The sequence below is a fragment of the Pseudomonas sp. GW821-FHT01E05 genome (assembly GCF_059422425.1).
The window spans coordinates 382,617-406,005 of record NZ_JBWKWW010000003.1 but is presented as its reverse complement, the minus strand read 5'-3'; the positions used below and the strand labels follow the sequence as shown (position 1 = coordinate 406,005).

The following is a 23,389-nucleotide window of genomic DNA, read 5'->3' as shown; positions in this document are numbered from 1 at the left end:
CGAAGCGTTCATGCCTCGAATCGACAGCCTACTCATAGACTATTGCGTTGTAGTGAAAGTCACAGCACAAAGGGTATGAATGTACACTTGTGCACTGAAAATTTTATTCAGGCGCGTTTCAGGGCCTGTTTGGGTGCCTAAGACTGCCGCACTTTCGCATTTCACGCCAGTCGCAGATCGTCGAAACCTCTGTGCCAGGGTCTGTTGACGTTTGGTGCCGTCGCGGTTGTCACCAAACGTCAACAGACCCTAGTGCACCCAGCGTTGCAGAATTTGCTGCAAATCAGCACGTTTGAACGGCTTGGCCAGATAATCATTCATTCCGGCGTCAAGACAGGCTTCACGGTCTCCCTGCAAGGCATTGGCTGTCAGGGCGATGATCGGCAGCTCGGCGCAACCCGGCAGTTGGCGGATCTGGCGGGTGGCTTCATAGCCGTCGATAAGCGGGAGCCGGCAGTCCATCAGAATGGCTTCGAATATCAGGCTCTCAGCGCTGCGAATGGCTTGTGCGCCGTCGGTGGCGACGCTGACGGTAAAGCCCAGACTGCGCAGCATTGCCTCGATCACCGTCCGGTTGACCGGATTATCCTCGACCAGCAACACATTGCGACCCTCGCCATGGGTATGTCCTGACGGTACCCGCGTTGTCAGTGCCGGCAAGCTTTGTTGATACAGCGCCAACGGTATCTCCAGAGTAAAGACCGAGCCGCGTCCCTCCTCGCTCCGGGCGCGCAGAGTGCCGCCCATCCGCTCGGCGAGTGTACGGGCGATCGGCAGACCAAGCCCGGTGCCGCCATAGCGTCGGGAAATCGTGCTGTCGGCCTGTTGAAACGCATTGAACATCAGCTCCAGGCTTTGCTCCGGGATACCGATGCCGCTGTCACGCACGCTGCAGGTAAACCACAGCACCTGATGGTCCAGAGATTGCCATTGCGGTTCAATTGTCACGCTGCCTTGTTCGGTGAATTTCAGCGCATTGCCGATCAGGTTGACCAGGATCTGCCGGATTCGCGTCGGATCGCCCTGAACCTGCAGCGACTCCATGCCGGCCGGGATCCTCAGCTCAAGGCTCAGGCCGCGCTGCACCGCACTGTGCTGGAATGCCTGGGCGGAACTGGTGATCAGATCGGCAAGGTTGAACGGGATATGTTCCAGTTCCAGCGCGGCACGCTCGATGCGCGAGAAGTCGAGTATGTCGTTGATCACCTTGAGCAGGTGTTCGGTGGACTCTGAGGCAAGTGCCGCGTATTCGACCTGTTCCTCTGTCATCTCGGTGGTTTCGAGCAATTGCAGCATGCCCAGCACGCCATTCATTGGCGTGCGCAGTTCGTGGCTCATCATGGCCAGGAAGTCGGATTTGGCGTTGTTGGCCTTTTCCGCTTCTTCGCGGGTCTGGATCAGTTGGGCCATCGCCTGATGCTGTTCGCGGCTGGCTTGCTCGAGACCGGCGGCGAGGTTGTTGATATGCCGTGACAGGCTGCCAAGTTCGGCATCGTCGACGATCGGCAGCGGGGTGCTGTAGTCGCCCTGTTGAATGGCCTTGACCGCGTTACCCATGGCGCTGATTGGCTGCGACAGGCGTGCGGCCAGGCGGCGGGCGAGCAGGAAGGTGAACAACAAGGCAAACAACGCGAGGATTGCGGCCTTGAGCAGGATTCCCTGCTGGCGCTGACTGAAGGCATCGTTAGACATACCGACGATCACCCGACCCAGATAGTCCTCGGCAGGTGCTATGGCCGGTGAACTGCCGTCCTGAAAGAAATCATTGTTGAGCTTGATCCGTTGCAAGCGTACTGGCGCCTGGAATACTTCGACCTGTTGCGATCGATTGACAGTTTCCGAGGGCTGTTCGACGTACACCAGTATGTTGTTGGTGCTGTCCTGTACTTCCAGAAAACGCACATGTGAGATCGTCAGGGTGGCTTTCAACAAGCTCTCGAGCACCTCATTGTTGCCGGAAATCACCCCGTATTCGGTGGCCGGCGCCAGTTGGTTGGCGATCAGTTGTCCGGTGTGGTTCAGCTCCTGGCGCAAATCCTGAATCCGCACGAAGGTAAAGAAGCTGATCAGCAGCAATGTCAGCAGCAAGGCCGGGCCAAGGCTGATGATCTGGGTGCGGGTATTGATGTCCCAACGACGACGGAAGGTCATGGGCGGTTTTCTCCTTCGGCCAACCGGGTCGTGACAGACTGTTCGTCAATCGGTTCGATGCCCAGTGAGCGTGCCACTTGCGGGTTGCTCAATACTTTGAATCGTTGCGGATACAGTGCGCGCGGCCAGCTGGCGGTCGGGCGGTCGAGCAGGGTGTCGAGAGTGGCCAGCCAGTCGTTTTGATCGCTGTAGGTGCTGGCCAGGCTACCGGCCTTGACGAAGCCGGCATTGGGGCCGATCAGCGCCCGTTGCCGGGTATAACTGCTGAGTAGCAGATTTTTCGCGGTTTTCGGGCTGTACAGGTCGTAATCGTCGAGGCCCAGTAGCACGTCGCTGTCTTTCAGCAATGCCTGAAGCGGGCGGCTGTCACTGGTGTTGTCCCATCGCTCGGCGACGATTTCCAGCCCCAGCGGTTGTGCGGCCTGACGCAGTTCTTTCAAGAGAAATTCGCTGTGGCTGTGATAGAGCACGCCAACTCGCCGGGCTTGCGGCAGGATGCTCTGGGCCAGGCGCAGTTGCCGGTCCAGTGGAGGGTCGCTCCACAGCAGACTGAGTCGGGCAGGCAAGCTGTTGCCAAGACGTTGCCGTGCTTGCAGCCGACTGATGCGCAGTACCAATGTGGCCGGTCCCTGGGCGTCTTGCAGGCGCCAGTCCAGGCTCGGCAGGTCGAGCAGGATCAGTCGTGTGCCTGATGGCAGTTTGCTCGGCGCAGGCAGTTCAGTCAGCGAACTGAAGTGCACTGTGTCTTTGGGACGCAGTTGGCTCAAGGCTTGGGTGAAGGACTGCACGCCGGGGCTATCTTCGGCACCGGTCAGCAAAATGTCGGCGGCCCGGACCGTAACGCTTGCGAACAGGCAGACAAAGGCCAGGCACACTGATCTGAGCAGATGGCCAGGGGCTGGTGTCTCCTGTGACGGACGTTCATCCATGCTAGAACTCTAACTCCGCGCTGAAGTAGAGAACGTGGCGCTCATCCGCCAGTCGAGCTGGGTTTCGGTGCCTGAGAAACGTGAGGCGTTCGAGTTGCTGGCGATGTATTGGTTGTTACGCAGCGGTTCGCTGATCATTCCGGTTATTTCGTGGTAGAACAGCTTCATGTCGACGGTCAGCCCGATATCGGCAAAAAAGCCGTTGTAACCCAATTCTCGCGAACGCATGCGTTCTTTTTCGGGATCGCCCGGGCCGCGAGTCTTGACAAAGTATTGGGCGCTGGATTGTCCGTAGGCTTTGGGTTCAGGTTGGTGACCTGATAACTCCAGTTGACGTTGTTCTCGAACATGTCAGGCGAACGGATGGCTTCTGAATACACGGCGCGCAGGCCGTGGCGCGGGTTGATCAGATAATTGACCGCCACCCGCGGAGTCAGCGAACTGCCAGTCAACCGGGTGTCTTCGAACATGGCACCGCCCTGGAGCAGCCAGTGCTCGCTTGCTCTCCACTCAAGCTGATCGAATAAGCGCCAGATGGTGTCGTCGAGGGGGCCATTGAAATAGGTCTCGGAGTCTGCCTTGTCATAACGATAGTTCATCCCGCTGACCAGCCGCAGGCTATCGGACAGGCTCAGGGTGTCCTGCAGTTCGAGATCGTAGCGTGATGCACGGGTGCTTTGGTCGATATCGCCGCACAGGGTTTGCCTGGCGCCACCTTTCCATTGCTCCAGGACCTGATTGGCCAGAGCCCGTTCCGTCGGCATCCCGCGTGGAGCTTGTGTAGCGGTGTAATTCTCCATGCGCCGCGCTTCGCTGGCGTTGGTACCGTGATAGTTCACCGTGGCCTGATTGCCGCTGATACTGCCGACCATCATCCCGGGCACCAGGCGCAACAGTTCGCTGATATCCCGGGCGCCGCTGGTCTTGATCAGCTCACTGTCGATTATCGTCATACTGCCGGGAACTGCCGCTGGCGACTGTTTCAGGCGTGTAGCGGTCAACACTTGCGGCAGTGGCCGGTTGTCAAGAAGCGGATCGTCGGCCAACAGCGGGTTGCTGAACATCAGCGCCAGGACCAGTGATGAGGGTGGATTGGAAGGGCCAAGGTACACGGCACAGCCTTGATAGCAGGTAATAGGCGGGCATGTTAACCGAGCTGGGCGGGTTTTCCAGTCGATAACCCCCGCCATTCATAGGTCGAGACAGTCAGATCCCGGCATCTAGCGGTAATTGATTGTGGGGCTGGCCGCCTGAAGGCTGCCCCGTATAATGCGGGCATCGCCACTGGTATGGATTAACGGATTGCATATGACTGAACAGCGCCCTATTGCGGTCCTGGGAGGCGGAAGTTTTGGTACCGCCGTGGCCAATTTGCTGGCCGAGAACGGTCACCAGGTGCGCCAATGGATGCGTGACCCTGAACAGGCCGAGGCCATTCGGGTGCACCGCGAGAATCCGCGCTACCTCAAGGGCATCAAGGTTCACCCTGCGGTGGAGCCGGTCACTGACCTGCTGGCGACGCTGACCGACTGCGATTTGTGTTTCGTGGCGTTACCATCCAGCGCGTTGCGCTCGGTGTTGGCTCCCCATGCCGAGCGCCTGAGCGGCAAACTGCTGGTCAGCCTGACCAAAGGCATTGAGGCACAGACCTTCAAGTTGATGAGCGAGATTCTTGAAGAAATCGCTCCGCAAGCACGAATCGGCGTGTTGTCCGGGCCGAACCTGGCCCGGGAAGTGGCCGAGCACGCATTGACCGCTACGGTGGTCGCCAGTGAAGACGAAGAACTCTGCCAGCGCGTCCAGGCGGCGCTGCATGGCCGTACTTTCCGCGTTTACGCCAGCGCCGACCGATTTGGTGTGGAGTTGGGCGGGGCACTGAAAAACGTCTACGCGATCATTGCCGGCATGGCCGTAGCATTGGGCATGGGTGAAAACACCAAGAGTATGCTGATCACTCGGGCATTGGCGGAGATGACCCGTTTCGCGGTCAGTCAGGGCGCAAACCCCATGACCTTTCTTGGTCTGGCCGGGGTTGGCGACTTGATTGTCACGTGCTCGTCACCCAAGAGCCGCAATTATCAAGTGGGCTTTGCCCTTGGCCAGGGCTTGAGCCTGGAGGACGCCGTGACCCGTTTGGGCGAAGTCGCCGAGGGCGTCAACACCCTCAAGGTGCTCAAGGTCAAGGCTCAGGAGTTGGGGGTCTACATGCCGTTGGTCGCCGGGTTGCATGCGATTTTGTTCGAAGGGCGCACGCTCAACCAGATTATCGAGTTGTTGATGCGCGGCGAGCCGAAAACCGATGTCGACTTTATCTCCACCAGTGGTTTCAATTGAGCACGACAAGGAGCGAGACATGAACGATCCAAAGAACGAAGCCAAATACGAGTCCATTTTGCTGCGTGTGATGTGGATGCTGGTGTATGTGCTGGTCTGGCAAGTGGCACAATTCATCCTCGGCGCTGTGGTGCTGGTGCAACTCATTTACCGGCTGATCTACGGTGCGCCGAGTGCCAGCCTGATGAATTTCGGCGACAGCCTGAGCCAGTTCCTGGCGCAGATCGGTCGCTTCGGCAGTTTCCACAGTGACCAGAAACCCTGGCCGTTCGCCGATTGGCCGACCCCCCGCGCACCCGAAGGCGAAGCGCCGCATGCCGTACCGCCTGCACCGCATCCGGCACGGGATGAGGAGCCGAAGCTATGAAACTCTGGGTGCTGCGTCACGGTGAAGCCGAGCCCAACGCCGGCAGCGATGCCGAGCGCAACCTGACCGAGAATGGCCGCAAGGAAGTGCTGAGCAGCGCTGCGCAGCTGATCGGCCAACCGATCAGCGCCATCTACGCCAGCCCTTACACTCGGGCGCAGCAGACCGCGCAATTGGTGCGCGAAGCCTTGGGCTTCGAGCCTGAGGTCCACACCGTGAAGTGGCTGACTCCCGACAACGATCCGCCGGCGGTGGTGGATGAGCTCGACTCGTTGGACAACGTGCTGCTGGTCAGCCATAACCCGCTGGTCAGCAACCTGATTGCCTATCTGCAACACGGTCACTGGCGCGAACTGCAGCGGGTGGGCACCGCTGGCCTCGCCGAACTCGAAGGTGACTGGCCGCTGGCGGGTTTGATGACTCTCAAGAGTGTCAAACATCCGTAAGCATAAAGTCGAACCCGCTCGCCACAGGTTCATGACTTCTGCTCCCTGACTTCTCTGTGAAATAGTCAACCAAGCAACTGCTTGGTTGACTACGCTTGCCTCCACATAAAACAAAAGGGAGGGGGCGTATGTCTCGCACTTTTCGTTTGCCGCTGGAAGTGTTCTACGAGCGTGAAGCTCGTCATCCCCGCCAGCGTTTTCTGGTTCAGCCACTGGGTGGCGGGCAGGTCGAAACCCTGAGCTGGTCCGACGTCGGCCATCAGGCCCGCTGTGCAGCTCACTGGCTCCGTGCACGGGAGCTGCCGCCCGCCAGTCACGTCGCAATCATTTCAAAAAACTGCGCGCACTGGATCGTCGCCGACCTGGCGATCTGGATGGCCGGACATGTGTCCGTCCCGCTGTATCCCAACCTGACAGCCGACTCGGTGTCCCAGGTGCTCGAACATTCAGAGTCGGCGCTGGTGTTTATCGGCAAGCTGGATGACTGGCCGGGCATGGCGTCCGGGGTCAAGCCCGGATTGCCGACCGTCAGTCTGCCGCTATGTCCGCCAGGGGCGTTTGATTTCAGCTGGGCCGACTTGCAACGCAGTTCACCCATTCAGGACGACCCGCTGCCCACGGCCTCGCAATTGGCGACGATCATTTACACCTCTGGTACCACCGGCCTGCCCAAGGGTGTGATGCATAGCTTCGGTAATCTCGGTTTCGCCACCACCCACGGCACGCAACTGTTTGGTCTGGGGGCGTCGGATCGACTGCTGTCGTACTTGCCGCTGTGCCATGTGGCCGAACGAATGTTTGTCGAACTGGCGTCGATCTACACAGGGCAAACGGTATTTTTTGCCGAGAGCCTGGACACTTTCCTCACTGACCTGAAGCGCGCCCGGCCTACCGCGCTGTTCGGTGTGCCGCGGATCTGGACCAGGTTCCAGATGGGCGTGTACAGCAAAATGCCCGCCAAACGCCTGGATTTCCTGCTGGGCTTGCCGGTCATTGGCCGGTGGGTAGGACACAAAGTGCTTGTCGGGTTGGGGCTCGATGCCTTGCGCATTGCCTTGTCCGGTGCCGCGCCGGTGCCACAGACCTTGCTTGAGTGGTACCAATGGCTCGGTCTGGATGTGCTGGAGGTCTATGGCATGACCGAGAATTGCGGCTATTCCCACGTCGGTCGTGGAGGCTCGCACAAACCAGGCTGGATCGGTGGACCTTGTCCGGAAGTCGAGGTGCGTATCGATCCGTCGGGCGAAGTGCTGGTGCGTAGCGGGGCGACCATGCTCGGTTACTTCAAGGATCCGCAGAAAACCGCTGAAACCATCACCGAAGATGGTTTCCTGCGCACCGGCGACAAAGGCGAGGAGGACGCCGAAGGCAATCTTCGGCTGACCGGACGGATCAAGGAAATCTTCAAGACCAGCAAAGGCAAATATGTTGCGCCGGCACCGATCGAAAACCGTCTGGCGGTGCATTCACGAATCGAGCAGGTGTGTGTGGTTGGTGACGGTTTGAGCGCGCCGCTGGGGCTGTGTGTGCTGTCGGCGGTCGGCCTTCAAGATGCTGCCAGTGCGGCTCGCAGTGGTTTGCATTCCAGCCTGGAAGCCTTGCTTGAAGAGGTCAATGGCGTGCTCGATCAACACGAACGCTTGCGTCGGTTGGTGGTGGTAAAAGACAGTTGGGCGGTGGAAAACGGTTTCCTGACTCCAACCTTGAAAATCAAACGCAACGTGATCGAGACTGCCTATGGCGCGCGCTTCCAGGAGTGGAGCGAGCGTTGCGAAGCGGTGCTGTGGCAGGATTGACACGATATAAAACCCATAAAGGATGTAGCAATGAGTCTATGGCGTACCACTCCCAACATTGAACAACTGAACGCGATCCAGAAAAACACCATTGGCGAAGTACTGGATATCCGTTTCGAATCCTTTGATGAAGAGTCCCTGACTGCAAGCATGGTCATCGACCATCGCACCCATCAGCCCTATGGCTTGCTGCATGGCGGCGCCTCGGTGGTGCTGGCCGAAACGGTCGGCTCCATGGCCAGTTTCCTGTGTATCGATGCCAGCAAGTTCTATTGCGTGGGTCTTGAAATCAACGCCAACCACTTGCGCGGGTTGCGCAGCGGACGGGTGACAGCGGTAGCGCGAGCGATTCATATCGGCCGCACCACTCATGTCTGGGACATCCGCCTGAGCAGCGATGAAGGCAAGGCGAGCTGCGTCTCCCGGCTGACCATGGCCGTGGTGCCGCTGGGTGAAACACCTCCAGCCCGCTGAAAAGCCCATAGCGTTGGCCTGAGTGTCACCATTCCTGGCAGTTACGGTCATTGCTGTTGAGCAGTGTCTTGCGGACAATCAATACCTGTTTTCGTTTATGGATGCGCGGGTATGTCGCAGCAGGTGTTTTTTGCTCACGCCAATGGTTTCCCTTCGGCCACGTACGGCAAGTTGTTCGCTGCGCTGGCGCCGGAATATGACGTCGCGCATTTGCCGCAGCATGCCCATGACCCACGGTTCCCGGTGGACGATAACTGGCAGAATCTGGTGGATGAGCTGATTCATCACCTTGAGCAGCAGCCTGCGCCTGTGTGGGGTGTCGGACATTCCTTCGGTGGCGTCCTGCATCTGCATGCGGCTTTGCGTTGCCCGCAGCTCTATCGCGGCGTAGTGATGCTTGATTCTCCAGTGCTGACCCGCGCTGATCAGTGGGTGATACGCGCAGCCAAGCGCTTCGGTTTTATCGACCGGCTGACCCCGGCCGGGAGAACCCTGGGACGGCGGGAAGAATTCGCTGATATGGAGTCCGCGCGGCACTACTTCGCCGGTAAAACCCTGTTTCGCGGCTTTGATCCGGAATGTTTCGACGCTTACCTGCAACATGGTCTGCACAAGGTCGGTGATCGTCTGCGCTTGAGTTTCGATCCGGCGACGGAAATCAGCATCTACCGTGGCGTCCCGCATACCAGTCCCGGCCGCGCACGGCAGTTGAAAGTGCCGCTGGCGGTGGTTCGCGGAAGCCAGAGCCGTGTGGTGATGCGCCATCACGCAAGCTCGGTGGGGCGGTTGCCTCACGGCGAGTCGCTGACCATGCCCGGTGGGCATATGTTCCCCCTTGAACGCCCACAGGACACCGCCACGCTGCTCAAGAGTCTGTTCAGTCGCTGGGAAGGCCGCAGTGAGCGGAGTTGCGCATGAAAACTCCTGTTGAAGAAGTTCGTCTGAGCCTGCCGCATATCGAGCTGGCAGCGCATCTGTTTGGCCCCGAGGACGGTGTGCCAGTGATCGCCTTGCATGGCTGGCTGGACAACGCCAACAGCTTCGCGCGCCTGGCGCCGAAGCTAAAGGGGTTGCGCATCGTTGCTCTGGACATGGCCGGGCACGGTCATTCCGGACATCGACCGCCGGGTGCCGGTTACGCGCTGTGGGACTACGTTTACGACGTGCTGCAAGTCGCCGAGCAACTTGGCTGGAAACGCTTTGCCCTGCTCGGGCACTCACTGGGGGCGATTGTTTCGCTGGTGCTGGCTGGCGCTTTACCTGAGCGTGTGACGCAGTTGGCGCTGATCGACGGAGTCATTCCTCCGACCGCCAAAGGCGAAAACGCCGCCGAACGCCTGGGTATGGCCCTACAGGCTCAACTGAATCTGCAAGACAAACGCAAACCGGTCTACAGCACGCTGGATCGCGCCATCGAAGCGCGAATGAAAGGCCTGGTCGCCGTCAGCCGCGAAGCTGCGGAGTTGCTGGCCCAGCGCGGACTCATGCCCGTGCCTGGGGGCTATACCTGGCGCAGCGACAGCCGTTTGACCCTGGCTTCGCCGCTACGTCTGACAGAAGAACAGGCAATGGCCTTCGTACAGCGCATCAGTTGCCCGACCCAACTGGTGATCGCCGAGGATGGCATGCTGGCCCAACATCCAGAATTGCTGGAGCGTCTACCCTTTAGCCGTGAACAGCTGCCCGGCGGCCATCATTTGCACCTGAATGATGAGCCCGGCGCCGCCCTTGTTGCAGACTGTTTCAATCGGTTCTTCGCCGTTCCTTGACTTGCAGCGGGCAACTGTCGAGGCTGGGCGGGTTGAAATGGGAGACAACCATGATAGATCTCTACACCGCTGCGACCCCGAATGGCCACAAGGTCTCTATCGTGCTCGAGGAACTCGGCATGCCCTACACGGTGCATGCCTTGAGTTTCGACAAAAAGGAGCAAAAGGCTCCAGACTTTCTCAAGATCAATCCCAATGGCCGGATTCCGGCGATTGTCGACCGTGCCAATGGCGATTTCGTCGTGTTTGAATCCGGTGCGATTCTTGTCTATCTGGCCGAACTGAGCGGGCAACTCATGCCCAAAGACCCCAAGGGGCGTTCGGTGGTCATGCAGTGGCTGATGTTCCAGATGGGGGGCATCGGCCCGATGCAAGGTCAGGCCAATGTGTTTTTCCGCTATTTCCCGGAAAAACTTCAAGGCGCCATCGACCGTTATCAACATGAAACCCGCCGTTTGTATGAAGTGCTCAACACCCGCCTGAACGCCGTCGAATTTCTGGCCGGTGATTACAGCATTGCCGATATCGCGACGTATCCGTGGGTCCGAGGGTATGAGTGGTCCGGTGTCTCGGTAGACGGCTTGCCGGCCTTGCAGCGCTGGATGGCAACCATGGAGGCCCGTCCTGCGGTGCAGCGCGGCTTGCAGGTGCCACCACGCATCGACGACGCCAGTGTCGTCAAGGGCGCCCAGGCCATGTTGATTCGATGAAAGTACCCATGCGTTTAATCCGTATTTTCGGTCTGTGCTGTTTCAGTCCTTTGTTGTTCGCCGCCGATGTGCCCGGGAGTCACGATTTGCCGTTGGTGCCGCGTTTGGCCGATGCGCAGATCGTCGACTACCGGCCAGCGGCAGACGTGGAGCGGATCTACCCATTGGGAGCGATCCGTAAAATCAGTGGTCAGCTGCGCTACGACGGCCAGGTCAGCGTTCGCGGGCAAGCCACCTCGGTGACCTACGAATTGCCGCCCGAGCATTCTTCAACCGAAGCCTTCACCGTAGCCCGTGAGGCCTTGCAGAAGCAGGGCGCCGAGTTGTTGTTCTGGTGCCAGGCCCGTGATTGCGGGGAAAGCAACCTGTGGGCCAACGAAGTCTTCCGCAACGCCAAGTTGTATGGCACCGACGATCAGCAGGCGTATCTGCTGTTGCGTCTGGCGGCGCCTCAGGACAACTCGCTGGTGGCGTTGTACAGCATCACCCGCGGCAATCGCCGGGCTTACCTGCATGTCGAGCAGTTTGACGCCAGTGCACCGCTTGGCGAGTTGATGCCGACTTCAGCAACTTTGTTGCGTCAGCTCAAAGATACCGGCGAGCTCGATTTTCCGAAGCTGAACGGTGAGCCGTTACCTGTCTGGTTGACCTTGCTGTCGCGCGGGCTGAACCTCGATACGACGATGCGGGTCAGTGTTTCCGGCCCTAACGCCGAGGCCTGGCGGCAGGCGCTGATCGGGCAGGGCGTGCGAGCGGCGCGGATGGAGACCGGCAGCGCGCGAGCGGCAGGTCTGCACGTCGAATTACTGCGTTAAGCTCCCGCAAGGCGGACGGCCCCAGGCTGTTCGCCTACTCTCTTATTCGTTCATCTTTCACGAGATATTTCATGGTCAATAACGATCGCCTGCTGGTGCAGATCCTGCTCCTGGTGCTGTTCGGTGCCAGTTTCTGGGTGATGGCGCCGTTCTGGTCGGCAATGTTCTGGGGCGCGGTACTGGCGTTTGCCAGTTGGCCACTGATGCGCTTGCTAACCCGTTGGTTGAATGGCCGCGAATCCCTGGCCGCTGCTCTTTTGACCTTGGGCTGGATGTTGCTGGTGGCGGTTCCGCTGGTCTGGCTCGGCTTCAATCTGGCGGATCATGTGCGCGACGTCGTGGCGTTTATCAAAGATGTGCAGGTCGATGGTCTTCCTCAGGCGCCCACCTGGCTGGCGGCTGTCCCCCTTGTCGGCGGGCGGCTGGTAGGAATCTGGAACAGTATCGACCAACAGGGCGCGGCCATGATAGTCGCGGTCAAACCATATCTGGGGCAGGTCGGCAACTGGTTGCTGGCACGCAGCGCGCAGATCGGGGGCGGGATTCTTGAGCTGACCTTGAGCATCGTCTTCGTGTTTTTCTTCTATCGAGACGGGCCGCGACTGGCGATGTTTGTCCATCGCTTGCTGGAACGGCTGATTGGTGATCGTGCCGGTTACTACATCGAACTGGTGGCTGGCACGGTGCAGCGGGTGGTCAACGGCGTTATCGGCACTGCCGCTGCACAGGCGATCCTGGCGTTGATCGGTTTCCTGATTGCCGGTGTGCCCGGTGCATTGGTGCTCGGCATTGCCACCTTCCTGCTCAGCCTGATACCCATGGGGCCGCCGCTGGTGTGGATTCCCGCTACCGCGTGGCTGGCCTGGAAAGGCGAGTACGGCATGGCGGTGTTCCTCGGGATCTGGGGGACGCTGATCATCAGTGGCGTGGACAACGTGCTCAAGCCGTACCTGATCAGCCGCGGCGGCACGCTGCCGCTGGTGATCGTGCTGCTCGGGGTGTTTGGCGGATTGATTGCGTTTGGTTTTATCGGCCTGTTCATCGGCCCGACCTTGCTGGCTGTGGCCTATAGCCTGTTGACGGATTGGAGTGTCAGTCAGGCGCGAGTGGACGACAAGCGCTGATGCTGATGTAGGAGCAGCCGGTCGACGCTCGACGCTACCTGGCTTTTGACTCACGTCGCGACGTTCAGGTTTGTACCGACGGTCGCCACGTTGTTCAGCTGATATTGTTTGCTCAGGTTGGCGATCATCTTGCTCAAGGCTTCAGCGATATTGGCCTTGTTACTCTGAGATCTGTTGTCCTGGCTGCGACCTGCTTGCAGCGCTGTCTTGAGCTCATCGCTGCTGATACCGCCGCTGTTGTCAGTGTCTAGTGCTTTGAGCAGCGCCGCGCTGCTGTCGGTGCTGCTGGAGGCGCTAGAGGTGCTGGAGCTGCTGTCACTGTCCAGATTGCTGAAGTTTTTGGTCAGGCTGACCAGAACGCCGTTATCGCTTTTCTGCGAGAGGGCACTTTTCAGTTCGTCCTTATCGACCGAGCCGTCACCGTTGCTGTCGAGTTTGGCGAACAGCTCTTTCTGGAATTGCTGACTGCGGGCGCTGTTCGTCGCAGTGGTGCTGCTGGTGCTGGTATAGCTCGAATAGTTGCTGACGCTACCAATCATGGGCTCACTCCTTGCGTATGGATAAAACCGGTGGGTGCACCGGCTTATGCAGCCTCAAGGGGGAAGTTGTCGTGGGTATGTGAGTTTTGTACCGACAGGTACACAAGGCAGTACCTAGTGGCCTGTGTGGCTAGTTCTGTTAGTCAACTTCGGCGCCAGCAGCCCATATCCTGCGTTGCTGTTCCTCGCCATAGCGGGCTATGACTCGTCACAGCGCCTTGGCTCTGGGCCGCCGGCATCCGAATTTGAGCTAACGAACTAGCCACACAGGCCACTAGACCCGAGGCAAGCGCACCACGGCGGTCAGACCGCCGCCCGGGGTTTCCTCCAGACCCAGGTGACCACCCAGTCGCTGCGCCGCCTCCCGAGCGATAGTCATGCCCAGGCCGACGCCGCCGGAGTTGCGGTTGCGAGAACCTTCCAGGCGATAGAACGGCTCGAACACCGCTTCCCGTTTGTCCGCAGCAATGCCCGGCCCATGGTCGATGACCTTGATGAGCACTTCTTCGCGGCTGTCCTGCAACGTGATTGCTGCGTGCCCGGCGTAGCGCAGGGCGTTATCCAGCAGGTTGTTCAGGCATGAGCGCAGGGCCATGGGTTGCACTTGCAGCGGTGCGCAATGGCCGCTGGCCTGGACGTCAGCACCCTGGTCCTGAGCGTTTTCGCTGAGGGATTCGACCAGCGCTTGCACATCCATCCATTGCGGGGCTTCGCTGGTGCGCTGCTCGTGCAGGTAACTGAGGGTGGCGTCGAGCATGCTGATCATGTCATCGAGATCCTGGCGCATCTGTCCTTGCAACTTGCTGTCGTCGATCTGTTCCAGACGCAGCTTGAGTCGCGATAGAGGCGTGCGCAGGTCGTGGGATACCGCGCCGAGCATGCGTGCCCGCTGCTGCACCTGTTCACGAATGCGCTTTTGCATCAGGTTGAAGGTATAGGCCGCCTGACGAGCTTCCTTCGGTCCGGACTCATCCAGCGGGGGACTGTTGAGGTCTTCGCTCAGTTGTTCCGCAGCGGCGCTCAGTCGCTGGATCGGTCGGGTCAGCAACTTGGCGCCGTACCAGGCGGCGATGATCAAGGAGATGAACTGGAACGTCAGCGGCACGATAGGGCCACCGAACCAGGGCCGTGGCGGCCTTGGCTCGAAGCGCTCGGGCATGGGCGGGCGCTGCTCGCCGAAAGTGGAACCTGGCGCTGATGGTCGTGGTGGCGGAGGAGGGCCGTAATGGTGAAACCAGAAGAACGCCAAAAGGTGAGCGAGCACGATCGCGATCAGCAGTACGCCAAACAGACGGCCGAATAGCGTATCGACGCGCAAACGCATCAGCCGATGTCTCTCGCGTCGAACAGATAACCTTCACCGCGAACGGTCTTGATCAGCTGCGGGGCTTTCGGGTCATCGCCGAGTTTTTGCCGCAGACGCGAGACCAGCAAATCGATGCTGCGATCAAACGCCTCGATGGAGCGACCACGGGCCGCATCCAGAAGCTGCTCGCGGCTGAGCACGCGCCGAGGACGTTCGATGAACACCCAGAGCAAACGGAACTCGGCGTTGGACAGTGGCACTACCAGACCATCGGCGGCAATCAACTGGCGCAGCACGCTGTTCAGACGCCAGTTGTCAAAACGGATATTGGCCCGTTGTTCGCTGCGATCATCGCGCACCCGGCGCAGGATGGTCTGGATCCGCGCCACCAGTTCCCGCGGTTCGAAGGGTTTGGCCATGTAGTCATCGGCGCCCAGCTCCAGGCCGATAATGCGGTCGGTAGGTTCGCAGCGGGCGGTCAGCATCAGAATCGGAATGTCTGACTCGGCACGTAGCCAGCGGCATAGCGACAGGCCATCCTCACCCGGCAACATCAGATCGAGCACCACTAGGTCGAAATGCTCTGCCTGGAGTGCCAGACGCATCGCGGCGCCATCGGTGACACCGCTGGCGTGAATATTGAAACGTGCCAGATAGTCGATCATCAATTCCCGGATCGGTACATCATCGTCGACGATCAGCGCGCGAATGTTCCAGCGTTTGTCGTCGCCAGGCGTTGCGGCTTTTTGATCGTCGTTGAAAGGAGCAGGGTTATTCATGCGTACGTTCGTCTGCCAGGTAGGCTGCCAACCACAAAGATGGGCCGCGAGGTTGTGGCTTCAGCATAGGCGTCCGGCTGTGAGGCTGGAAGTGCTGTAAGGGGATGTTGCGGCTGGGGAGGGTAGCCTCGGCGATTGTTGCAGGGATGTCGGGAATGTATCTGTTTAGACATAATTGCCGCTTACGCCGGATTGTATGGAGTTTATCCTGAGGCAAGCATCACCGCTGAGGATGATTTAGCGATCATCGGGTCCCGCTGTGGCGCTGGTTCCGCTACAATGCGCGCCGATTTCGACTTGCCTGAGAGCACACTCATGTCCGCCTGCCAGACTCCTATCATCGTCGCCCTGGATTTCCCCACCCGTGACGCCGCACTGAAGCTGGCCGATCAGTTGGACCCGAAACTGTGCCGGGTCAAAGTTGGCAAGGAACTGTTCACCAGCTGTGCCTCGGAGATTGTCGGGACCTTGCGTGACAAGGGCTTCGAAGTGTTCCTGGATTTGAAGTTCCACGACATCCCGAACACCACCGCCATGGCGGTCAAGGCTGCCGCAGAAATGGGCGTGTGGATGGTCAACGTCCATTGCTCCGGCGGTTTGCGCATGATGGCCGCCTGCCGCGAGGTGCTCGACCAGCGCAGCGGGCCCAAGCCGCTGTTGATCGGTGTGACCGTTCTGACCAGCATGGAACGCGAGGACCTGGCGGGAATCGGTCTGGATATCGAGCCTCAGGAGCAAGTGCTGCGTCTGGCGGCATTGGCGGAAAAAGCCGGGATGGACGGTCTGGTCTGTTCGGCGCTGGAAGCCCGGGCCTTGAAAACCGCGCATCCGTCCCTGCAATTGGTGACCCCGGGGATTCGCCCGGCGGGCAGTGCTCTGGACGATCAGCGTCGTATCCTCACGCCGCGTCAGGCGCTGGATGCCGGTTCCGACTACCTGGTGATCGGTCGTCCGATCAGCCAGGCGGCCGATCCGGCCAAGGCGCTGGCGGCGGTAGTCGCCGAGCTGGCCTGATGTGATCGTTCCCACGCTCTGCGTGGGAATACCTCACTGGACGCTCTGCGTCCGCTCTTGATGTGACGCGGAGCGTCACGGGCTGCATTCCCACGCTGGAGCGTGGGAACGATCACATCAGGCTCAAGACACCTTCAACACCAACTTGCCAAAATTCTCGCCGCTGAACAGTTTCATCAGCGTTTCCGGGAACGTCTCAAGTCCTTCGACGATATCTTCCTTGCTCTTGAGTTGCCCCTTGGCCATCCAGCCGGCCATTTCTTGTCCTGCGGCGGCGAACCGAGTGGCATAGTCCATCACCACAAAGCCTTCCATCCGCGCGCGGTTGACCAGTAATGACAGGTAGTTGGCCGGGCCCTTCACCGCTTCTTTGTTGTTGTACTGGCTGATGGCGCCGCAGATCACCACGCGGGCCTTCATGTTCAGGCAACTGAGCACCGCATCGAGAATATCGCCACCCACGTTATCGAAATACACATCGACACCTTTTGGACATTCGCGCTTTAGGCCGGCGATGACGTCTTCGTTTTTGTAATCGATGGCGCCATCGAAGCCCAGCTCGTCGATAAGGAATTTGCACTTGTCCTGACCACCGGCGATGCCGATGACGCGGCAACCTTTGATTTTGGCAATTTGCCCGGCAATGCTGCCCACCGCACCTGCCGCGCCCGAAAGCACCACGGTGTCGCCGGCCTTGGGTGCGCCGACGTCCAGGAGGGCGAAGTACGCGGTCATCCCGGTCATGCCTAAAGCTGACAAATAGCGTGGCAGCGGTGCCAGTTTCGGATCGACTTTGTAGAAGCCGCGAGGCTCGCCAAGGAAATAATCCTGCACACCCAAGGCACCGTTGACGTAGTCGCCGACGGCAAAGCCCGGGTTGTTCGAGGCCACGACCTTGCCAACACCCAGCGCACGCATCACTTCGCCAATGCCCACCGGCGCAATATAGGATTTGCCTTCGTTCATCCAGCCACGCATGGCCGGGTCCAGTGACAGATACTCGTTTTTGACCAGGATCTGACCTGCCGCCGGTTCGCCGACCGAAACTTGCTGATAGCTGAAGGTTTCACGAGTCGCCGCGCCCACCGGGCGTTTGGCGAGCAGGAATTGGCGATTGGTCTGGGCAGTCATGGCAGGCACTCAATGATCAATGGAGCATGATTGATAGACCCTCGCGGCTGATGTCGCAAGGTTTGCTGATGCAGCGAATACGCGTCAATCCAATCGGGTGATAGTTGATAGGGCATGGACATCACTGCAACTCATAAGGGCTTAACCGGCCTTCTGATAGTGCTGCCGCGTCCAATGGGGCTGTGGCTAGATTGCGAGAACGCGATCACCCGCATTCCATCGAGGACATAACAATGAGCATGACGTTTTCCGGCCAGGTAGCTTTGGTCACTGGCGCAGCGGCCGGTATTGGTCGCGCAACGGCCCGGGCGTTCGCCGCTGAAGGCTTGAAGGTGGTGGTCGCCGACCTGGATGTAGCGGGAGGCGAGGGTACGGTGGAACTCATTCGCGCGGCGGGTGGCAACGCGGTTTTCGTTCGCTGCAATGTCACGCTGGAAGCCGATGTGAAGGAGCTGATGGAGCAAGCGGTGAGTGCCTATGGTCGTGTCGACTACGCCTTCAACAATGCCGGGATCGAGATCGAAAAGGGCAAGCTTGCCGACGGCACCCTTGATGAGTTCGATGCCATCATGGGAGTCAACGTCAAGGGTGTCTGGCTGTGCATGAAATACCAATTGCCGTTGATGCTTGCCCAGGGCGGCGGCGCCATCGTCAATACCGCTTCGGTGGCGGGCCTCGGTGCTGCGCCGAAAATGAGCATCTATGCTGCGTCGAAACACGCGGTGATTGGCCTGACCAAGTCGGCGGCCATCGAATATGCGAAGAAGAAAATCCGCGTGAATGCCGTTTGCCCGGCAGTGATCGACACCGACATGTTCCGTCGTGCCTATGAGGCTGATCCAAAGAAAGCCGAATTCGCCGCCGCCATGCACCCGGTCGGTCGCATCGGCACCGTCGAAGAGATCGCCAGTGCCGTGCTCTATCTGTGCAGCGACGGCGCGGCCTTCACCACCGGTCACGCCTTGGCGGTGGATGGCGGGGCAACGGCTATCTGATGATTTGGTTCACCAGGCATAAAAAAATCCGGAATCTTTAACAGATTCCGGATTTTATGATTAGGGAATTGTGCGGCGAGTATCACACCACAATTGCCCGCCAGGTAATCAGCTGCGATCACGTTTGGGCAGTACGTCCTTGAGCTTGGCATGCATGCTGCGCAAGGTTTTTTCGGTACTGGCCCAGTCGATGCACGCGTCGGTAATGGAGACACCGTATTGCAGTTCGGCCAGGTCTTTCGGAATCGCCTGGCAGCCCCAGTTCAGGTGGCTTTCGACCATCAGACCGATGATCGACTGGTTGCCTTCGAGGATCTGATTGGCGACGTTCTCCATCACCAGCGGTTGCAGCGCCGGATCCTTGTTGGAGTTGGCGTGGCTGCAATCGACCATGATGTTCGGTTTGATTTTCGCCTTGTTCAGCGCTTGCTCGCATAGCGCTACGCTGACCGAATCATAGTTCGGCTTGCCATTGCCACCGCGTAGCACCACGTGCCCGTAGGCGTTGCCCTTGGTGGTGACGATCGACACGCCGCCTTCCTGGTTGATACCCAGGAAGCGGTGAGGGCTGGAAACCGACTGCAGCGCGTTGATCGCGACGGTCAGGCCACCGTCGGTGCCGTTCTTGAAGCCGACAGCCGAGGACAGGCCAGAGGCCATTTCACGGTGAGTCTGGGATTCGGTGGTCCGTGCGCCGATTGCCGACCAGCTGATCAGATCCTGCAAGTACTGCGGCGAGATCGGGTCAAGGGCTTCGGTTGCGGTAGGCAGGCCCATTTCAGCCAGATCCAGCAACAACTGACGACCGATGTGCAGTCCGTCCTGAATCTTGAACGAGTCATCCAGGTACGGATCGTTGATCAAGCCTTTCCAGCCAACAGTGGTACGCGGCTTCTCGAAATAGACCCGCATCACCAGATAAAGGGTGTCGGACACTTCGGCGGCGAGCACCTTGAGGCGCTCGGCATATTCGTGCGCAGCCTTGATGTCGTGGATCGAGCAAGGCCCGATGACAACGAACAGGCGGTGGTCTGTCCCATCGAGAATATTGCGAATCACCTCGCGGCCTTTGGTCACGGTGCGCAGGGCAACGTCGCTCAAAGGAATATCACGCTTGAGCTGATCGGGAGTGATCAGGGTCTCGTTGGAGGCGACGTTAAGGTCATTGATCGGTAAATCAGCCATCGTGTTACTCGTCAGGTCACGGGTGCCGGCCGCCAGCGATCCCCGCGCGGCGGAGCACAGCAGATTTAAGCGCGTCGGGGAGCCGAACCTTAGCGCGTTACGCGGTTGCTCGACAATGGGCAGGCGCGGGTTTAATCCTGTGTCGGCTGCATAAATGCCTGGCGGACGGTGTCATGGGAGAATTCGTCGGCATGTTGCTGGACCCATTCAAGGGCCAGTGCGTCGATGCTCTGCTGCTCGGTCTGGGGTTCGTGCAAGCGGCAGTAACGCTCCATTTGGCATACCTGTTCGCCCATGCGTGCGCAGAACAGCGTCTGTTCGTCGATAAAAGCGATCCCGACCAGGAATCCTCGCTTGCGTCTCAGGCACCAGGCCACATAGCCCAGGTAGCAGGCACTTTCGCCGAGGGTTGGCATGCGCACTTCCAGCGCCGTCCCGTGTCGCCAGGCGCGGTGGTAATTGCAAGCTACGCCGCCGAGGCTGATAGTGTGCAGCGTTTGGCGAGAAATACATTCGTGTTTACGCAAGGTTAACTCGACGGGAACATCATCAGGATGAGGTAGAAAACGTCTCATGAACGCGGACTCCAAGTCTCGGTTATTTGACATTGTTTCACCCAGTATAGTGGTCGAATTGGACCTGACCGATTTCGATGCCGATCAACGCTTATTGGCGATGAACGGTGTGTCGTTGGTGATATTCACCAGTGTCGGTTGCGCCAGTTGCCGTTGGGCCCGACAGCAACTGCCCGGGTTGGATCTGGCGGTCGATCGCCTGTGCTGGATCGATGCCGGAAACAATGGCGGAGTAGTCGAGCGTTATCAGGTATTTCATTTGCCGGCGCTGTTTGTGGTGCGTGACGGCGAGTTCTACGGCACCTTACAGTCGCGGTTGACGTGTAATGAACTCAATGAGGGCCTGCGTCAGGCGCTGAGTCGAATTCCAGAGGAGTTGCCATGATGGGGGCAGTTGTCCAGACGCCGCGTATCGGCATTATCGGGACCGGGGCGATTGGCGGTTTTTACGGGGTGATGCTGGCGCGTGCCGGGTTTGATGTGCACTTTCTGTTGCGCAGCGAATTTTGCGCGGTCGCCGGGCATGGTCTGAAACTCAACAGCGCTGTGCATGGCGCGATGACGCTGAATCCGGCCCAGGCTTATTCCTCGGCAGCAGACATGCCGCCCTGTGACTGGTTGCTGGTGGGCACGAAGACCACCAGCAACGCCGAGCTCGCGCCAGCGATCATCAAGGCTGCGGCTTCTGGTGCCAAAGTCCTGCTGTTGCAGAATGGTCTGGACGTCGAAGACAGCCTGCGCGAACTGTTGCCTGATTCGCTGCACTTGCTGGGCGGCTTGTGCTTTATCTGCGTCCACCGCGCAGCGCCTGGGGTAATTGAGCATCAGGCTCTGGGTGGGGTGAACATCGGTTATCACAGCGGGCCGGCACTGGTTGACGAACAGGCGCGCCAGGCGATCGTCGAAGAGGGCGCCGGGTTGTTTCGCAAGGCCGGTCTGGACTCTCAGGCCATGGCCAATCTGCAGCAGGCACGCTGGCAAAAACTGGTCTGGAATGTACCGTATAACGGTCTGTCAGTGCTTCTGGGCGCGAGCACAACGCCGCTGATGGCCGATGTCAGCAGTCGCGAGCTGATTCAGGCGTTGATGGCCGAGGTGGTGCAGGGCGCTCTGGCCTGCGGTCATACGATGCCGCCCGGTTATGCCGAGCAACTGTTCAAAGTGACGGAAAAAATGCCGGATTACTGGCCGAGCATGTACCACGATTATCTTTATAAACGTGCGCTGGAATTGTCGGCGATCTATGCCAGACCTCTGGCTGCCGCCAAGGCCGCAGGTTGCGAGCTGCCGAAAATCGAAGCCTTGTACCAGGCATTGAGTTTTGTCGATCGGCGTAACAGCTGAGTCTGTCAGTCAGGAGACGCAATATGGTGAAGGGAATGGGCGACAAGCTGGTGGTGGCAATTTCCTCGCGGGCGCTGTTCGATTTAAGTGAGAGTCATAAGGTCTACCTGGCGCACGGCGTCGAAGCTTATCGCCAGTATCAGATCGAGCATGAGGAAGAGTTCCTCGAGCCGGGGGATGCGTTTCCACTGGTGAAAAAACTCCTGAGTCTCAATGTCAGTCTCGGCCGGGCCCGGGTCGAAGTGGTACTGGTTTCACGCAACAGTGCCGACACCGGTTTGCGGGTGTTCAACTCGATCCAGCATTACGGTCTGGATATTTCCCGTGCGGCTTTCGTCGGCGGGCGTAGTCCGTATCCCTATCTGGCGGCGTTCGGCTGCGATCTGTTTCTGTCGACCCACGCCGAGGATGTTCGCAGTGCGCTGGATGCGGGCTTCGCCGCCGCGACGATTCTCTCCGGCGGCGCTCGTCGAGCGGCCAGTGCTGAGCTGCGTATCGCCTTCGACGGCGACGCGGTGCTGTTTTCCGATGAGTCCGAGCGCGTATATCAATCGGGTGGCCTGGAAGCGTTTCAGGCCAGCGAGCGTGAGTCGGCTCGTGAGCCATTGCGCGGGGGGCCGTTCAAAGGCTTCCTGGCGGCACTCAATCTGTTGCAGCGAGAGTTTCCCGACGATGCCTGCCCGATTCGCACGGCATTGGTGACCGCGCGCTCGGCACCGGCTCATGAGCGGGTGATCCGCACATTGCGCGAGTGGGACATTCGTCTGGATGAGTCCTTGTTCCTTGGCGGTCTGGCGAAATCCGCGTTTCTTGAAGCTTTCGCCGCTGACGTATTTTTCGACGATCAGGCCGGTCATTGCGAGTTGGCCCGTGAGGTTGTCGCCACCGGTCACGTCCCCCACGGCATCAGCAATGAGCAAAAGGTTTAAGCCAAATGTTCAGGGTTTTGCGCCGGATGTCGTACTCGCCAAGGCACTGCTAAGCTGAATCAATCTCCGCCATGTTGGCAATCGAGGAGGTCATATGATTCGTTCGATGCTGTATGCCACTGACCTCGGTCTGTACGCACCTTATGTGATGCAGCATGCCCTGGAGCTGGCTCGAACATTCAATGCTGACTTGTATGTCGTTCACGCGGTTGAACCCATGGGATTATTCGCCGAATCGGTACTGCAGAGTTATCTCGATGAGCAGGCTTTGAACGAGCTGCACAGTCAGGGTTTGACTACCGTAATGGCCAACATCGAACGACGGGTGCTCGACAGCTTTCGCGAAGAGTTAGGGGAGGGGCAGCAGGACCTGGCGCTGATTCAATCGGTCAGAGTGTTTCAGGGTGACCCGTCACAGGTCATTCTCGATCAGGCTTCGAAACTCTCGGTGGATTTGCTGATCGTAGGTAGTCACAGCCATGGCGCCGGAGGGGAAGCGTCTTTGGGGAGGACCGCCGCGCGGGTTCTGCAATTGGCTCAGGTACCGGTGTATCTGGTGCCGCTGTTACAGCGTCGGCGGCATGGGGACGTCTGAGGCCGGATTAGCAGTTTTGATAAAAAGTTCTAGATTTATTCTTCAAACCATTAATATAGTTATATACCGTCGCTGATGCCCG

General features: G+C 59.2%; 24 protein-coding genes and 1 pseudogene. 16 read left to right on the top strand and 9 right to left on the bottom strand.

Annotated elements, in window-relative coordinates:
- Positions 1-249: 249 nt before the first annotated feature.
- The 3 genes and pseudogenes from AC07W5_RS08430 to AC07W5_RS08420 all read right to left on the bottom strand — a co-directional run.
- The gene (locus tag AC07W5_RS08430; RefSeq protein ID WP_494993893.1) at positions 250-2,151 is read right to left on the bottom strand and encodes an ATP-binding protein; all 1,902 of its coding nucleotides are present in this window, start codon (positions 2,149-2,151) and stop codon (positions 250-252) included.
- A complete protein-coding gene (locus AC07W5_RS08425) occupies positions 2,148-3,080 on the bottom strand; it encodes an ABC transporter substrate-binding protein (RefSeq protein ID WP_495023169.1) in 933 nt (310 codons plus the stop codon). Before AC07W5_RS08425 ends, AC07W5_RS08430 begins: the two co-directional genes overlap by 4 nt.
- A gap of 36 nt (positions 3,081-3,116) precedes the next feature.
- Positions 3,117-4,192, bottom strand: a pseudogene (locus AC07W5_RS08420) (TonB-dependent receptor domain-containing protein); the annotation flags it as partial.
- A gap of 196 nt (positions 4,193-4,388) precedes the next feature.
- Here AC07W5_RS08420 and AC07W5_RS08415 point away from each other — a divergent pair.
- From AC07W5_RS08415 to AC07W5_RS08370, 10 genes are all read left to right on the top strand, one after another.
- Entirely contained in the window at positions 4,389-5,414 is a 1,026-nt protein-coding gene (locus tag AC07W5_RS08415) for an NAD(P)H-dependent glycerol-3-phosphate dehydrogenase (RefSeq protein WP_494993891.1), read from the top strand.
- 19 nt (positions 5,415-5,433) lie between these two features.
- Entirely contained in the window at positions 5,434-5,781 is a 348-nt protein-coding gene (locus AC07W5_RS08410) for a DUF4389 domain-containing protein (RefSeq protein ID WP_494993890.1), read from the top strand.
- Complete coding sequence (sixA, locus tag AC07W5_RS08405; protein WP_494993889.1) at positions 5,778-6,227, top strand: phosphohistidine phosphatase SixA; 450 nt, start codon at positions 5,778-5,780, stop codon at positions 6,225-6,227. Before AC07W5_RS08410 ends, sixA begins: the two co-directional genes overlap by 4 nt.
- A gap of 128 nt (positions 6,228-6,355) precedes the next feature.
- Positions 6,356-8,023 carry an AMP-binding protein gene (locus tag AC07W5_RS08400; protein WP_495023168.1) on the top strand — a complete coding sequence of 556 codons (1,668 nt, stop codon included), beginning with the start codon at positions 6,356-6,358 and terminating at the stop codon, positions 8,021-8,023.
- A 30-nt stretch (positions 8,024-8,053) separates the two neighbouring features.
- Complete coding sequence (locus AC07W5_RS08395; protein WP_494993887.1) at positions 8,054-8,497, top strand: hotdog fold thioesterase; 444 nt, start codon at positions 8,054-8,056, stop codon at positions 8,495-8,497.
- Positions 8,498-8,608: 111 nt separating this feature from the next.
- On the top strand, positions 8,609-9,415 hold the full coding sequence (locus AC07W5_RS08390; RefSeq protein ID WP_495010662.1) for an alpha/beta fold hydrolase: 807 nt from the start codon (positions 8,609-8,611) through the stop codon (positions 9,413-9,415).
- The gene (locus AC07W5_RS08385; protein WP_495010661.1) at positions 9,412-10,266 is read left to right on the top strand and encodes an alpha/beta hydrolase; all 855 of its coding nucleotides are present in this window, start codon (positions 9,412-9,414) and stop codon (positions 10,264-10,266) included. Before AC07W5_RS08390 ends, AC07W5_RS08385 begins: the two co-directional genes overlap by 4 nt.
- A 50-nt stretch (positions 10,267-10,316) precedes the next feature.
- Positions 10,317-10,976 carry a glutathione S-transferase family protein gene (locus tag AC07W5_RS08380; protein ID WP_494993884.1) on the top strand — a complete coding sequence of 220 codons (660 nt, stop codon included), beginning with the start codon at positions 10,317-10,319 and terminating at the stop codon, positions 10,974-10,976.
- Positions 10,973-11,791 (top strand): DUF4892 domain-containing protein, encoded by an 819-nt coding sequence (locus tag AC07W5_RS08375; protein ID WP_494993883.1) that lies wholly within the window; start codon positions 10,973-10,975, stop codon positions 11,789-11,791. The genes AC07W5_RS08380 and AC07W5_RS08375 overlap by 4 nt, the downstream gene beginning before the upstream one ends.
- Positions 11,792-11,862: 71 nt before the next feature.
- Positions 11,863-12,915, top strand: coding sequence for an AI-2E family transporter (locus tag AC07W5_RS08370; RefSeq protein ID WP_495023167.1), 1,053 nt, complete (start codon positions 11,863-11,865; stop codon positions 12,913-12,915).
- 50 nt (positions 12,916-12,965) lie between these two features.
- Here AC07W5_RS08370 and AC07W5_RS08365 read toward each other — a convergent pair whose 3' ends face one another.
- From AC07W5_RS08365 to AC07W5_RS08355, 3 genes are all read right to left on the bottom strand, one after another.
- On the bottom strand, positions 12,966-13,454 hold the full coding sequence (locus AC07W5_RS08365; RefSeq protein WP_495023166.1) for a calcium-binding protein: 489 nt from the start codon (positions 13,452-13,454) through the stop codon (positions 12,966-12,968).
- Positions 13,455-13,728: 274 nt separating this feature from the next.
- Complete coding sequence (locus AC07W5_RS08360) at positions 13,729-14,778, bottom strand: sensor histidine kinase (RefSeq protein WP_494993880.1); 1,050 nt, start codon at positions 14,776-14,778, stop codon at positions 13,729-13,731.
- Complete coding sequence (locus tag AC07W5_RS08355; protein WP_494993879.1) at positions 14,778-15,539, bottom strand: response regulator; 762 nt, start codon at positions 15,537-15,539, stop codon at positions 14,778-14,780. The genes AC07W5_RS08360 and AC07W5_RS08355 overlap by 1 nt, the downstream gene beginning before the upstream one ends.
- 315 nt (positions 15,540-15,854) lie before the next feature.
- On the opposite strand from AC07W5_RS08355, the gene pyrF reads away from it, so the two are divergent.
- A complete protein-coding gene (gene pyrF, locus AC07W5_RS08350; RefSeq protein WP_494993878.1) occupies positions 15,855-16,553 on the top strand; it encodes an orotidine-5'-phosphate decarboxylase in 699 nt (232 codons plus the stop codon).
- 123 nt (positions 16,554-16,676) lie between these two features.
- Here pyrF and AC07W5_RS08345 read toward each other — a convergent pair whose 3' ends face one another.
- Complete coding sequence (locus tag AC07W5_RS08345; protein WP_494993877.1) at positions 16,677-17,684, bottom strand: NADP-dependent oxidoreductase; 1,008 nt, start codon at positions 17,682-17,684, stop codon at positions 16,677-16,679.
- A 233-nt stretch (positions 17,685-17,917) separates the two neighbouring features.
- On the opposite strand from AC07W5_RS08345, the gene AC07W5_RS08340 reads away from it, so the two are divergent.
- Positions 17,918-18,679 (top strand): SDR family oxidoreductase, encoded by a 762-nt coding sequence (locus tag AC07W5_RS08340; RefSeq protein ID WP_495010657.1) that lies wholly within the window; start codon positions 17,918-17,920, stop codon positions 18,677-18,679.
- Between the two features lie 108 nt (positions 18,680-18,787).
- Here the strand turns inward: AC07W5_RS08340 and AC07W5_RS08335 are convergent, their stop codons facing one another.
- On the bottom strand, positions 18,788-19,864 hold the full coding sequence (locus AC07W5_RS08335) for a 3-deoxy-7-phosphoheptulonate synthase (protein WP_494993875.1): 1,077 nt from the start codon (positions 19,862-19,864) through the stop codon (positions 18,788-18,790).
- A 131-nt stretch (positions 19,865-19,995) separates the two neighbouring features.
- Positions 19,996-20,439 (bottom strand): PilZ domain-containing protein, encoded by a 444-nt coding sequence (locus tag AC07W5_RS08330; protein ID WP_494993874.1) that lies wholly within the window; start codon positions 20,437-20,439, stop codon positions 19,996-19,998.
- Between AC07W5_RS08330 and AC07W5_RS08325 the strand changes: the two genes are divergently transcribed.
- The 4 genes from AC07W5_RS08325 (at position 20,438) to AC07W5_RS08310 (ending at position 23,307) form a co-directional block, all read left to right on the top strand.
- A complete protein-coding gene (locus AC07W5_RS08325) occupies positions 20,438-20,824 on the top strand; it encodes a thioredoxin family protein (protein WP_495023165.1) in 387 nt (128 codons plus the stop codon). The two genes, AC07W5_RS08330 and AC07W5_RS08325, sit on opposite strands and share 2 nt — an antisense overlap.
- On the top strand, positions 20,821-21,783 hold the full coding sequence (locus AC07W5_RS08320; RefSeq protein WP_495010655.1) for a putative 2-dehydropantoate 2-reductase: 963 nt from the start codon (positions 20,821-20,823) through the stop codon (positions 21,781-21,783). Before AC07W5_RS08325 ends, AC07W5_RS08320 begins: the two co-directional genes overlap by 4 nt.
- 23 nt (positions 21,784-21,806) lie before the next feature.
- A complete protein-coding gene (locus AC07W5_RS08315; RefSeq protein ID WP_494993871.1) occupies positions 21,807-22,712 on the top strand; it encodes a 5'-nucleotidase in 906 nt (301 codons plus the stop codon).
- A 94-nt stretch (positions 22,713-22,806) separates the two neighbouring features.
- Positions 22,807-23,307 (top strand): universal stress protein, encoded by a 501-nt coding sequence (locus tag AC07W5_RS08310; RefSeq protein ID WP_494993870.1) that lies wholly within the window; start codon positions 22,807-22,809, stop codon positions 23,305-23,307.
- Positions 23,308-23,389 lie beyond the last annotated feature (82 nt).

Excerpts from the sequence above, each read along its gene's own strand:
- AC07W5_RS08430 (WP_494993893.1), bottom strand. The coding sequence starts at position 2,151 with ATGACCTTCCGTCGTCGTTGGGACATCAATACCCGCACCCAGATCATC.
- AC07W5_RS08425 (WP_495023169.1), bottom strand. The coding sequence starts at position 3,080 with ATGGATGAACGTCCGTCACAGGAGACACCAGCCCCTGGCCATCTGCTC.
- AC07W5_RS08415 (WP_494993891.1), top strand. The coding sequence starts at position 4,389 with ATGACTGAACAGCGCCCTATTGCGGTCCTGGGAGGCGGAAGTTTTGGT.
- AC07W5_RS08410 (WP_494993890.1), top strand. The coding sequence starts at position 5,434 with ATGAACGATCCAAAGAACGAAGCCAAATACGAGTCCATTTTGCTGCGT.
- sixA (WP_494993889.1), top strand. The coding sequence starts at position 5,778 with ATGAAACTCTGGGTGCTGCGTCACGGTGAAGCCGAGCCCAACGCCGGC.
- AC07W5_RS08400 (WP_495023168.1), top strand. The coding sequence starts at position 6,356 with ATGTCTCGCACTTTTCGTTTGCCGCTGGAAGTGTTCTACGAGCGTGAA.
- AC07W5_RS08395 (WP_494993887.1), top strand. The coding sequence starts at position 8,054 with ATGAGTCTATGGCGTACCACTCCCAACATTGAACAACTGAACGCGATC.
- AC07W5_RS08390 (WP_495010662.1), top strand. The coding sequence starts at position 8,609 with ATGTCGCAGCAGGTGTTTTTTGCTCACGCCAATGGTTTCCCTTCGGCC.
- AC07W5_RS08385 (WP_495010661.1), top strand. The coding sequence starts at position 9,412 with ATGAAAACTCCTGTTGAAGAAGTTCGTCTGAGCCTGCCGCATATCGAG.
- AC07W5_RS08380 (WP_494993884.1), top strand. The coding sequence starts at position 10,317 with ATGATAGATCTCTACACCGCTGCGACCCCGAATGGCCACAAGGTCTCT.
- AC07W5_RS08375 (WP_494993883.1), top strand. The coding sequence starts at position 10,973 with ATGAAAGTACCCATGCGTTTAATCCGTATTTTCGGTCTGTGCTGTTTC.
- AC07W5_RS08370 (WP_495023167.1), top strand. The coding sequence starts at position 11,863 with ATGGTCAATAACGATCGCCTGCTGGTGCAGATCCTGCTCCTGGTGCTG.
- AC07W5_RS08365 (WP_495023166.1), bottom strand. The coding sequence starts at position 13,454 with ATGATTGGTAGCGTCAGCAACTATTCGAGCTATACCAGCACCAGCAGC.
- AC07W5_RS08360 (WP_494993880.1), bottom strand. The coding sequence starts at position 14,778 with ATGCGTTTGCGCGTCGATACGCTATTCGGCCGTCTGTTTGGCGTACTG.
- AC07W5_RS08355 (WP_494993879.1), bottom strand. The coding sequence starts at position 15,539 with ATGAATAACCCTGCTCCTTTCAACGACGATCAAAAAGCCGCAACGCCT.
- pyrF (WP_494993878.1), top strand. The coding sequence starts at position 15,855 with ATGTCCGCCTGCCAGACTCCTATCATCGTCGCCCTGGATTTCCCCACC.
- AC07W5_RS08345 (WP_494993877.1), bottom strand. The coding sequence starts at position 17,684 with ATGACTGCCCAGACCAATCGCCAATTCCTGCTCGCCAAACGCCCGGTG.
- AC07W5_RS08340 (WP_495010657.1), top strand. The coding sequence starts at position 17,918 with ATGAGCATGACGTTTTCCGGCCAGGTAGCTTTGGTCACTGGCGCAGCG.
- AC07W5_RS08335 (WP_494993875.1), bottom strand. The coding sequence starts at position 19,864 with ATGGCTGATTTACCGATCAATGACCTTAACGTCGCCTCCAACGAGACC.
- AC07W5_RS08325 (WP_495023165.1), top strand. The coding sequence starts at position 20,438 with ATGAACGCGGACTCCAAGTCTCGGTTATTTGACATTGTTTCACCCAGT.
- AC07W5_RS08330 (WP_494993874.1), bottom strand. The coding sequence starts at position 20,439 with ATGAGACGTTTTCTACCTCATCCTGATGATGTTCCCGTCGAGTTAACC.
- AC07W5_RS08320 (WP_495010655.1), top strand. The coding sequence starts at position 20,821 with ATGATGGGGGCAGTTGTCCAGACGCCGCGTATCGGCATTATCGGGACC.
- AC07W5_RS08315 (WP_494993871.1), top strand. The coding sequence starts at position 21,807 with ATGGTGAAGGGAATGGGCGACAAGCTGGTGGTGGCAATTTCCTCGCGG.
- AC07W5_RS08310 (WP_494993870.1), top strand. The coding sequence starts at position 22,807 with ATGATTCGTTCGATGCTGTATGCCACTGACCTCGGTCTGTACGCACCT.